The sequence below is a fragment of the Streptomyces sp. genome, assembly GCF_035644915.1.
Lineage (GTDB): Bacteria > Actinomycetota > Actinomycetes > Streptomycetales > Streptomycetaceae > Streptomyces.
This window is the reverse complement of the sequence record NZ_DASQNP010000014.1, coordinates 23,034-34,110: the sequence shown is the minus strand read 5'-3', so window position 1 is coordinate 34,110 and position 11,077 is coordinate 23,034. Positions and strand designations below refer to the sequence as shown.

8 protein-coding genes are annotated in these 11,077 nt (G+C 73.2%); 2 read left to right on the top strand and 6 right to left on the bottom strand.

The features are described from left to right. Nucleotides 1–396: 396 nt before the first annotated feature. Together VE546_RS02230 and VE546_RS02225 are read right to left on the bottom strand one after the other, a co-directional pair. A complete protein-coding gene (locus VE546_RS02230) occupies nucleotides 397–1,758 on the bottom strand; it encodes a glutamine synthetase family protein (RefSeq protein ID WP_324917388.1) in 1,362 nt (453 codons plus the stop codon). A gap of 123 nt (nucleotides 1,759–1,881) precedes the next feature. Continuing rightward, nucleotides 1,882–2,520 (bottom strand): GNAT family N-acetyltransferase, encoded by a 639-nt coding sequence (locus tag VE546_RS02225; RefSeq protein ID WP_324917385.1) that lies wholly within the window; start codon nucleotides 2,518–2,520, stop codon nucleotides 1,882–1,884. A gap of 295 nt (nucleotides 2,521–2,815) precedes the next feature. Here VE546_RS02225 and VE546_RS02220 point away from each other — a divergent pair, with 295 nt between their 5' ends. Beyond that, the gene (locus VE546_RS02220; protein WP_324917382.1) at nucleotides 2,816–4,570 is read left to right on the top strand and encodes an NAD+ synthase; all 1,755 of its coding nucleotides are present in this window, start codon (nucleotides 2,816–2,818) and stop codon (nucleotides 4,568–4,570) included. A 149-nt stretch (nucleotides 4,571–4,719) separates the two neighbouring features. On the opposite strand, the gene VE546_RS02215 is transcribed toward VE546_RS02220, so the two are convergent. The 4 genes from VE546_RS02215 to VE546_RS02200 form a co-directional block, all read right to left on the bottom strand. Beyond that, nucleotides 4,720–5,964: an MFS transporter gene (locus VE546_RS02215; protein ID WP_324917379.1), complete on the bottom strand. Its 1,245-nt coding sequence runs from the start codon at nucleotides 5,962–5,964 to the stop codon at nucleotides 4,720–4,722. Nucleotides 5,965–6,217: 253 nt separating this feature from the next. Then, the gene (locus VE546_RS02210; protein WP_324917376.1) at nucleotides 6,218–7,273 is read right to left on the bottom strand and encodes an endonuclease/exonuclease/phosphatase family protein; all 1,056 of its coding nucleotides are present in this window, start codon (nucleotides 7,271–7,273) and stop codon (nucleotides 6,218–6,220) included. Nucleotides 7,274–7,526: 253 nt separating this feature from the next. Next, nucleotides 7,527–8,177 (bottom strand): TetR/AcrR family transcriptional regulator, encoded by a 651-nt coding sequence (locus VE546_RS02205; protein ID WP_324917373.1) that lies wholly within the window; start codon nucleotides 8,175–8,177, stop codon nucleotides 7,527–7,529. Further along, nucleotides 8,174–9,772: an MFS transporter gene (locus tag VE546_RS02200; protein ID WP_324917394.1), complete on the bottom strand. Its 1,599-nt coding sequence runs from the start codon at nucleotides 9,770–9,772 to the stop codon at nucleotides 8,174–8,176. Before VE546_RS02200 ends, VE546_RS02205 begins: the two co-directional genes overlap by 4 nt. Before the next feature lie 339 nt (nucleotides 9,773–10,111). Between VE546_RS02200 and panB the strand changes: the two genes are divergently transcribed. Further along, the gene (gene panB / locus VE546_RS02195; RefSeq protein WP_324917370.1) at nucleotides 10,112–10,975 is read left to right on the top strand and encodes a 3-methyl-2-oxobutanoate hydroxymethyltransferase; all 864 of its coding nucleotides are present in this window, start codon (nucleotides 10,112–10,114) and stop codon (nucleotides 10,973–10,975) included. Nucleotides 10,976–11,077 lie beyond the last annotated feature (102 nt).

Sequence of the window (11,077 nt, the reverse complement as noted above, 5' to 3'; positions counted from 1 at the left end):
TGCCGTACGAACCGCCCGAACCGGCTGTCCCGCCGACCGCCCTGCGCCACCGTGTGTCGCCCTCCTCGCCGCGTCGGTCCCGGTTCGCAGCGTACCCCGCCGCCTCCGCGCACCCGCGCCGTGACCTGCCTCCGGCCGCGGGTGAGGGAGGCTGGGGCCGCGTGCGCCGGGTGGGGTCGTTGTCGGTGGCGGCTGTTAGCGTCCCGCGCAGGGACGAGCCGGTTCGACGTCCTCACCGAAGGGCGCGGCGGCCAAGGGGGGTGGCCGGACAGGTCTCTCCGGACCCGCACGGTCCCGGGAGGCCGAATGGCTCCGCACCCACCCCCCTCACACCCTTGTGCTCCGCAGCCCTGAGCCCGGTGTCGGCAGGACGCCGGAAGCGGCGCCGGCCGGCGCCTACAGCACCGGCAGGTTCTTGCGCAGCTCGAACGCGGTGACCTCCGAGCGGTACTCCTCCCACTCCTGCTTCTTGTTGCGCAGGAAGAAGTCGAAGACGTGCTCGCCCAGGGTCTCGGCGACCAGTTCGCTCCGCTCCATCAGCGAGATCGCCTCGCCCAGGTTCTGCGGCAGCGGCTCGATGCCCATCGCCCGGCGCTCGGCGTCCGACAGCGCCCACACGTCGTCCTCGGCGCCCGGCGGGAGTTCGTAGCCCTCCTCGATGCCCTTCAGGCCGGCGGCGAGCAGCACCGCGTAGGCCAGGTAGGGGTTGGCGCCGGAGTCCAGCGAGCGCACCTCGATGCGCGTGGAGCCCATCTTGCCCGGCTTGTACATCGGCACGCGGATCAGCGCGGAGCGGTTGTTGTGCCCCCAGCAGATGTACGAGGGGGCCTCGCCGCCGGCGCCCGCGGTGCGCTGGGTGCCGCCCCAGATGCGCTTGTAGGAGTTGACCCACTGGTTGGTGACGGCGGAGATCTCCCCGGCGTGCCTCAGCAGCCCGGCGATGAAGGAGCGGCCGATCTTGGAGAGCTGGTACTCGGCCCCGGACTCGTGGAAGGCGTTGCGGTCGCCCTCGAAGAGGGACAGGTGGGTGTGCATGCCGGAGCCGGGGTACTGCGAGAACGGCTTGGGCATGAAGGTGGCCTGCACCCCCTGCTCCAGCGCGACCTGCTTCATGACCAGGCGGAACGTCATGATGTTGTCGGCCGTGGAGAGGGCGTCGGCGTACCGCAGGTCGATCTCCTGCTGGCCCGGGGCGCCCTCGTGGTGGGAGAACTCCACCGAGATCCCCATCGACTCCAGCATGGTGATCGCCTGGCGGCGGAAGTCCTGGCCGACGTGCTGCGGGGTGTGGTCGAAGTAGCCGGAGGAGTCGGCCGGGGTGGGCGGGGTGCCGTCCACCGGCTTGTCCTTGAGCAGGAAGAACTCGATCTCGGGGTGGGTGTAGAAGGTGAAGCCGAGGTCGGAGGTCTTGTTCAGGGCCCGCTTGAGGACGTAGCGCGGGTCGGCGTACGAGGGCGAGCCGTCGGGCATCAGGATGTCGCAGAACATCCGCGCGGTGCCGGGCGCCTCGGCGCGCCAGGGCAGGATCTGGAACGTGCTGGGGTCGGGCTTGGCGATCATGTCGGACTCGTAGACCCGGGCGAAGCCCTCGATCGCGGAGCCGTCGAAGCCCATCCCCTCGTCGAAGGCCTGCTCGAGTTCGGCGGGCGCGACGGCGACGGACTTCAGGAAACCCAGGACATCGGTGAACCACAGCCGGACGAACCGGATGTCGCGCTCCTCGAGCGTCCTGAGGACGAATTCCTGCTGCTTGTCCATGTCACCCATCCTCGCTGGTCAGACGGCCCTTCCCCGCACCGCCCGGGGAGGGGGTGGCTGGCTCACCAGTATCACGGTGAGGGGTTACCGCCACATTACGCCGACCCGGCGCGGCGGCACCCGTCACGGGGTGCCCGCGATCTCCGTGGACCTGCCCAGGTAGGTGAGCGGGCCGGGGTCGGGCACCGGCAGCTCGTGGAAGCCGAGGCGGTCGTAGAAGCGGCGGGCGGCGGTGTTCGCCGTCACCATCCCGAGGTGGACGCGCGGGACGCCCTCCCGCCGCAGGGCGGCCAGCAGCGTGTGGATCAGCGTCCTCCCGTGCCCGGCCCGCTGGTGCTCGGGGAGGATGTCGATGTGCAGGTGCGCCGGGTGGTCGGCGAGTTCCGGCAGCACCATCCGCTCGGGGGTGTGGAGCAGTTCGATCATGCGCTCGTCCGGGGTGTCCGGAACGGCCGCCCGGGGGTACCGGTCGGCGACGCGCGGCAGCCACTCGCGGCGGAACGCCTCGGCGAACGCCGCGGTGTCGGCCACCCCGAGCACGTAACCCACCGCGCGGCGGCCGTCGTCCAGGACGAAGGCCAGGTGGGGGGCGAGGTGCAGGTAGGGGCCGGCGAAGATGTCCGGCATCAGGTCCGGGTCCCGGTAGATCCCCCGCGCGTCCCCGCCCGCGTCGGCGGTGCGCACGCACACGTCGTACACCGCCGCCCGGTCGGCGGGCCGGTAGGGGCGGACGAACGGTCTGGTCCGGTCTGTCGTGCTCACGGGTCTCCCTTCCGCACCGACCATGAGAGCGCTCCCAGTCTCGTCCGCGCCGACCGCCCTGTCGACCTCCCGCGCCCCGGAACCGGTGGGGTCCGGCGAGGACAGGAGAAGGGGGAGCCCTGCTCCGTTCTCCGTTCCATGAGGGAGCTGGGGTCCTGGCCGCACCGGCGGCGGGCACGATGGGCGCCACCGCCCTTCCCGCTCGGGCCGGGACGGGGCGGGCCTCCGCACCGCCGCCGGTCCGCGCGTTCCGGCGCACCCGGCATCGCGTCAATCAGACGATTAGACTGACCGCGTGCCTCAGCTACGACTCGCCCTGAACCAGATCGACTCCACCGTCGGCGACCTCGCCGGGAACGCGGACGCGGTCGTCCGCTGGACGCGGCACTCGGCCGAACAGGGGGCGCACCTGGTGGCGTTCCCCGAGATGATGCTGACCGGCTACCCGGTCGAGGACCTGGCGCTGCGGCCGTCCTTCGTCGAGGCCAGCCGGGCCGCGCTCGTCTCGCTGGCCAAGCGCCTGGCCGACGAGGGCTTCGGGGAACTCCCCGTGGTCGTCGGCTACCTGGACCGGGCGGAGAAGGCCCAGCCGCGGTACGGGCAGCCCGCCGGCGCCCCGCAGAACGCGGCGGCCGTGCTGCACCGCGGCGAGGTCGCGCTGACGTACGCCAAGCACCACCTCCCCAACTACGGGGTCTTCGACGAGTTCCGCTACTTCGTCCCCGGCGAGACGCTGCCCGTGATCCGGGTGCACGGGGTGGACGTGGCCCTGGCGATCTGCGAGGACCTGTGGCAGGACGGCGGCCGCGTGCCCGCCGCCCGCGCCGCCGGGGCGGGGCTGCTGCTGTCCATCAACGCCTCCCCCTACGAGCGCAACAAGGACGACACCCGCCTCGACCTGGTGCGCCGCCGCGCCCGCGAGGCGGGCTGCACCACCGCGTACCTGGCGATGGTCGGCGCGCAGGACGACCTGGTCTTCGACGGCGACTCGATCGTGGTGGCCGGCGACGGCACGGTGATCGCGCGGGCGCCGCAGTTCGAGGAGGGCTGCGTCGTCCTCGACCTCGACCTGCCCGCCGCCGCGGCCGTGCCGCCGTCCGGGACCGTCACCGACGGGCTGCGGATCGACCACCGCGTGCTGTCGGCCGACCCGCTGCCCGCGTACGAGCCCCAGGTCACCGGCGCGGAGGCGCCGCGCATGGAGGACGACGAGGAGATCTACACCGCGCTGGTGACGGGCCTGCGCGCGTACGTGCGGAAGAACGGCTTCCGCTCGGTGCTCATCGGCCTCTCCGGCGGCATCGACTCCTCGCTGGTGGCGGCCATCGCCTGCGACGCGATCGGCCCGGAGAACGTGTACGGCGTCTCCATGCCCTCGCGCTACTCCTCGGAGCACTCCAAGGAGGACGCGGCGGAACTGGCCCGGCGCACCGGGCTCAACTTCCGCACGGTGCCGATCGTCCCGATGTTCGACGCGTACATGGACTCGCTGCACCTCACCGGGCTCGCCGAGGAGAACCTCCAGGCGCGGCTGCGCGGCACCCTGCTGATGGGCATCTCCAACCAGGAGGGCCACATCGTGCTCGCGCCGGGCAACAAGTCCGAGCTGGCGTGCGGTTACTCCACGCTCTACGGCGACTCGGTGGGCGCGTACGGCCCCATCAAGGACGTCTACAAGACGACCGTCTTCCGCCTCGCCCGCTGGCGCAACAAGGCCGCGGCCGAACGCGGCGAGACCCCGCCGATCCCGGAGAACTCCATCACCAAGCCGCCGAGCGCCGAGCTCCGCCCCGGCCAGGTGGACGCCGACTCGCTGCCGGACTACGACGTGCTGGACCGCATCCTGGAGCTGTACGTCGACCGGGACATGGGGCGCGAGGAGATCATCGCGCAGGGCTTCGACGAGGAGACCGTCACCCGGGTGCTGCGGATGACGGACACCGCCGAGTACAAGCGGCGGCAGTACCCGCCGGGCACGAAGATCTCGGGGAAGGGCTTCGGCAAGGACCGGCGGTTGCCCATCACCAACCGCTGGCGCGAGACCGGCTGACGCCGCCTCGCCACGGCCCCCCACCGGTCCGGCCACGGCGGCGGGCGCGGCAGGAGTCACGTCCTGCCGCGCCCGCCGCCGTTCCGCGGCCTCCGGGGCGCGGCCCGCGGGCGGCCGGCCGCCCGCGGGTACGAGGGGGCGGCCCGGCCTCAGCGGACGCCGGCCCCGTCGTCCGCACCGACCTCCGCGCCGCTCCCGCGGGCGACCACCCGCGACCGGCGGGCCGGCGGAGTGCGGTCCAGCACTCCCGCCGTCACCGCGATCGCCAGTCCCGCCACCGCCAGTGCCGCGCCCACCAGCGCCGGGGAGGTCCAGCCCCAGCCCGCCGCGATGGCCGCGCCGCCGGCCCACGCGCCGCCCGCGTTGGCCAGGTTGAACGCGGAGTGGTTGGAGGCCGCGGCGAGCGTGGGCGCGTGGCGCGCCTTGTCCATCACCAGCATCTGCAGCGGTGTCGTGGTCATGAAGCCGACCGCGCCGATCAGCACCACGGTCGCCATCGCCGCCCACGGCACGTGGACCGTGAACCGGAAGGCGACCAGGACGAGGGCCAGCGCGGCCAGCGACCCGTACAGCGTGGGCCGCAGCGCCCGGTCGGTCAGCGGTCCCGCCGCCAGCGCGCCCAGCGTCATGCCCACGCCGAAGAGGGCCAGCACGACCGTCACCGAGGACTCGGCGAGGCCGGTGACCTCGGTGACCATCGAGGCGAGGTAGCTGTAGAGGGCGAAGACGCCTGCGAAGCCGAAGACGGCGGTGAGCAGCCCGAGCAGCACCTGACGGCTCCCCAGCGCCCGCACCTCACGGCGCAGCGCGCCGGATGCGCCGGTGTCCGCGCCGTCCCGCCCCTCCGGCGGCAGGTGCGGCACCAGCGCCGCCAGCGCGGCCACCGCGACCAGCCCGATCGCGGTGACGACCAGGAACGTGGCGCGCCAGCCGAGCTGCTGGCCGAGGGCGGTGGCGGCGGGAACGCCGACGATGTTGGCCACGGTCAGGCCCAGGAACATCGTGGCGACGGCCCGCGCCCGCCGCCCCTCGGGCACCAGACGGGCGGCCACCACCGCGCCCACGCCGAAGAACGCGCCGTGCGGCAGGCCGGCCAGGACGCGTCCGGCGAGCAGGGTGGCGTAGCCGGGGGCCAGGGCGGTGGCGAGGTTGCCGAGGGTGAACAGGCCCATCAGCGCGATCAGCATCCGCCGGCGGGGGACGCGGACGCCGACGGCGGCCAGGAGCGGGGCGCCGATGACGACGCCGAGGGCGTAGGCGGAGACGAGGTGGCCGGCGGTGGGCACGGAGACACCCAGGTCGTCAGCGACGTTGGGCAGCAGACCCATCATCACGAACTCGGTGGTTCCGATGCCGAAAGCCGCGATCGCGAGGGCGAGCAAGGCCATGGGCATGAGGGAGGCCTTTCGGTGCGGGGGAGGAACAGCCGGAACCGCCGTGCGCGTACGGACTGCCTGCGGGCCGTCCACGGGTTCCGGACACGGCAAGTGTCGCAGCTTTTTGTTCCGCAACAAAACAAAAAGGTGACGGCCGTGCTACGGGCAGCGGAAAACTGTCGCCGGCGGCCTCCCGCGGGGCGGTCCGCCGGGTCCCCTCACCACCGCCCCCGGGCCCCTTGCCGTCCCGTCCGTCCCCGGCGGCGCGCCGTCACCACCGCACCGACGCCGCGAGCGGCAGGTGGTCGCTGCCGGTCGGCGGCAGCGTCCACGACGACACCGGCTCGACGCCCTTCACCATGATCTGGTCGATCCGGGCCAGCGGGAACGACGCGGGCCAGCTGAAGCCGAAGCCGTCGCCCGCCGCGCCCTGGGTGGAGCGCATCTGGGAGGTGACGGACGCCAGCGCCCGGTCGTTCATCGTCCCGTTGAGGTCGCCGAGCAGCACGATCCTGCCGATCGGCTCCCGGGCGATGGCCTCGCCCAGCAGGTCGGCGGCCAGGTCGCGCTGCCGGGCGGTGAACCCCGCCTTGAACTTCACGCGCACCGACGGCAGGTGCGCACCGTAGACGGCGATCTGACCCCGTGGCGTGGTCACGGTCGCGCGCAGCGCCCGGACCCAGCCGATCCCGATGTCCACCGGTCTGGCGTCGCTGATCGGGTACTTGCTCCACAGTCCGACCGTGCCCTGCACGGTGTGGTGGGGGTAGTCCTCCTCCAGCGCCTTCTCGTACTGCGGCACCGACTGCTTCGGCAGCTCCTGCAGCGCCACCACCTCGGCGCCCGCCTCCGCCAGTTGCCGTGCCGTACCGGCGGGGTCGGGGTTGTCGGCGTTGACGTTGTGGGTGAGGACCCTCAGGTCGCCGCCCTCGGCCCGTCTGTCCGTGAGCAGGCCGCCGAACAGGTCCGCCCAGACCAGGACGGGCAGCAGCAGCGCGACGACCGCGGTGGCCGAGCGGCGCAGCAGGGCCAGGAGGAGCAGCACCGGGATGGCCAGTCCCGCCCACGGCAGGAAGGTCTCCAGCAGGCTGCCCAGGTTGCCGACCCGGTTGGGCACGCGGGAGTGCAGGGCCATCACCATCGCGAGCACCGCGGCGAGCAGCGCCAGGATCCAGCCGCGCCGCCACCTGCCCTCGCCGCCCAGGCGGGCGACGCGGGCGATCGCGCGCCGGGCCCGGGCGGCGGCGGAGGAATCGGGGCCGGACCGCCGGTCCGGCTCTCCCCGACCCGTCTCCGACTCCGTCTCCGTCATGTACGCCCGTGCCATCCGCCGTCCTCACTTGCAGTCGCCGCGGCCCACCGCCCCGGTCCGGCGCTCCGGGAGGTGGCCGGTCTTGCTTCCTGGGCGTGCCCGGCCCGCGCAGGGCACACCCGTTCGCCGGTACGTCTGCCAGGACGAAAGCGGTCGGGCGGCGGGTTCCTGATCTCCCGGCAGCACCCGCCACTGTAACGAAATGCGCACACTCCGGCCCCCGGTGCCGGAGCCGCCGGGCGGCCGTGCCGGTCGTGCCGACCGCGCGTCAGCCGCGCGGTCGGGCGCCTTCCAGCACGGCGTCCACGATCCGCTCCGCCAGCCCTTCGGGCAGCTCCGCCCACTCGCGCAGCATCGCCCGCGTCAGCATCGGCCCGACGAACAGCTCGCCGAGGAGCTCCACGTCCAGGTCGGTGCGGATCTCGCCGCGGGCCATGCCGCGCCGCAGCACCGAGTGCAGCAGCTCGCGGCGCGCGCGGATCACGGTGTCGTGGTACTCCTGCCACAGCCAGGGGTGGCTGTGGAAGTGGCTCATCATGGTGCGCAGGAGGGCGGAGTTCCGCTTGGCCAGGCCCCTGCGCCGCAGCCGCTCCAGGATCTCCACCAGGTCGTCGCGCACGGACTCGCCGCGCACCTCGGTCCGGGGCTCGTCCAGGGTGCGCATGACGTCGAGCAGCAGGGCGTCCTTGCCGGGCCAGCGGCGGTAGACGGTCGCCTTGCCGACGCCCGCCTCGCGGGCGATGCCCTCCATGGACAGCGCGTCGACGCCGGTCCCCCGCTCCACCAGGCGCAGGACGGCCTCGATGATCGCCCGGTCGGCGGCGGCGCTGCGCGGCCTGCCGCGGACGGCGGACGCCCTCCGCGCCGCGCCCGTCCCGCCGCGCGGGGGCGCGGGGTCCGCGGTCCCGGCCCCGGTCACCGGTCCGCCTCCTGGTGGTTCCGGGTGGGGGCCGGTGCGGCGGTGCCGTCCGTCCCGTCCCCGTCCGCTTCGCCGGAGCCGCCGGAGTTCTCGGAGTCCTCGGAGTCGCCGGAGTCCGTCCGGGCCTGCTGCCTGCCGGGCAGGAAGAGGGCGACGACGAGCGCGCCGATCAGGGCGATGACGGCCGAGCAGGCGACCGTGATGTGCATGGCGTGGACGAACGCCTCGTCGGCCCGCTCGGTCAGGGCGCGGCCCGCCGGACCCAGCCGCTCCGCCAGCGCCAGGGTGGCCTCGATGGACTCGCCCGCCGTGTGGCGCACGCCCTCCGACAGTCCGGGCACGGCGGACAGTTCGCCGTCGATCCGCCCGCGGTAGGCCGTGGAGAGCAGCGAGCCGAGCACCGCGACGCCCAGCGCGCCGCCGACCTGCCGGAAGATGTTGTTGACCGCCGAACCGGAGCCCGCCTTCCTGGGCGGCAGCGACTGCATGACCGCGACGGTGGCGGGCGTCATGATGTGCGACATCCCGGCGGCCTGGAGGAAGAAGAGCACCGCCAGGATCCAGATGGGGGTGTCGGCGTCGAGCAGCAGGAACGACGTCATGGTGGCGGCGATCACCAGCATGCCGCCCGTGCACGTCGCGCGGATGCCGAAGCGCTCCACCACCAGCCGGGCCCGGGGCGAGAAGAACAGTTGCGAGGCGGCGAGCGGGAGCATCAGCAGACCGGTCTGGAGCGGGGTGTAGCCGCGCACGCTCTGGGTGTAGAAGACCATGAAGAACGTCACGCCCATCAGCGCGAAGAAGACCAGCGCGATGGCGGCGACGGCGGCCGAGAAGGCGGGCTTGCGGAAGTACCGGACGTCCAGGGCCGGGTGGTCGCTGCGCCTCTCGTGGAACACGAAGGCGACCAGGACGGCGAGGCCGCCGCCCACCGGGAGCAGCACCTCGGGGGCGGTGAAGTCGGCGAGCCGGCCGCCCTCGATGATGCCGTACACCAGCAGCACCAGGCCGACGACCGTCAGCAGGACGCCCAGGGGGTCCATGCGGCCCGGCGCGGGGTCCTTCGACTCGGGGACCAGCAGCACCATCGCGGTCAGGGCGACGATCACGATGGGGACGTTGACCAGGAAGACCGAACCCCACCAGAAGTGCTCCAGGAGCACACCGCCGGTGATCGGGCCGATGGCGATGGCCAGGCCGACGCCGCCCGACCAGAGGCCGATGGCCCTGGGCTGCTCGTCGCGGTCGAAGACGTTCATCAGGATGGCGAGGGTGGCGGGCATCACGAAGGCGCCGCCGACGCCCATCAGGGCGCGGTAGGCGATGAGCTGGCCGGGCGAGTCGGACAGCCCGGCCAGCACCGAGCCGACGCCGAACACGACCAGGCCGAACAGCAGCACCCTTCTGCGGCCGAACCGGTCGCCCAGCAGGCCCGAGGTGAACAGCAGGCCCGCGAAGACGAGCGTGTAGGCGTTGATCGCCCACTCCAACTGGCCCTGGGTGGCGCCGAGGCCGGTGGGCGCCGGGGTCGCGATGGTCTTCATCGCGACGTTGAGGATCGAGTTGTCCAGCACGACGATCAGCAGGCTGAGCATCAGCACGGCCAGGATCGCCCAGCGCCGGCGGTGGACGGCTTCGGGGAGCGGCAGGGGTACGGGCGTGGTGCTCGTCGCGGTCACGCGGCCAGTTTAGGTCAGTTTCGATACGATACCGTCTCGTATCGGTTGTATGACACAGATTTGCCCTCTTCGTGACTCCGGCATGCCCCGGCAGTGACTCGGCGACGGCTCGGCGTGCCCGCCGGGCCCCCGGCCGCGGAAACCTGTGAGGTACAACGGCCCCCCTTCCCTCCGCCCTCGCGGGGGTGCCACCATGGATGCGGATCCGGGGACGCCGTCAGGGCGCCTCGAGACGACACCACAGGAGCCAGTGCAATGACGCATGCCCAGCAGGCTGCCGACAGCAGCAGGAGCAAGGCGCTGTACGGCGGGACGCAGCAGCGACGCATCACCGTCCGGGACCTGGCCGCCGCCAAGGAGCGCGGCGAGAAGTGGCCCATGCTCACCGCGTACGACGCGATGACCGCGTCCGTCTTCGACGAGGCGGGCATCCCCGTCCTGCTGGTCGGGGACTCGGCGGGCAACTGCCACCTCGGCTACGACACCACCGTCCCCGTCACCATGGACCAGATGGCCATGCTGTCCGCCGCCGTGGTGCGCGGCACCCGGCGGGCGCTGGTCGTCGCCGACCTCCCCTTCGGCTCGTACCAGGAGGGCCCGGTCCAGGCCCTGCGCAACGCCACCCGGCTGGTGAAGGAGGCGGGCGTGGGCGCGGTGAAGCTGGAGGGCGGCGAGCGGTCGCTGCCCCAGACCGAGCTGCTCGTGCGGTCCGGCATCCCGGTGATGGCCCACCTGGGCCTGACCCCGCAGTCGGTCAACGCGCTGGGCGGCTACTACGTCCAGGGCCGCGGCGAGGAGGCGGCCCACCGGCTGCTGCACGACGCCAAGGCCGCCCAGGACGCGGGCGCCTTCGCCGTCGTCCTGGAGATGGTCCCGGCCGAGCTGGCCGCCGAGGTCACCCGCTCCCTGCACATCCCGACCGTGGGCATCGGCGCCGGCGCCGAGTGCGACGCGCAGGTGCTGGTCTGGACGGACATGGCGGGCCTGACTCCGGGCCGCGTGCCGCGCTTCGTCAAGCAGTACGCGCGGCTGCGCGAGGCGCTGGGCGAGGCGGCCCGGGAGTTCGCGCAGGACGTGGTGGGCGGCGCGTTCCCGGCCGAGGAGCACTCCTTCCACTGACGCGACCGAGGCGCCCCCGACACCAACGACCTTCCCCCGGGACCGGCATCCCCCACCGGTCACCCACCGGCGGCCCGCCGACAGGACCTTCCCAGGTCCGTC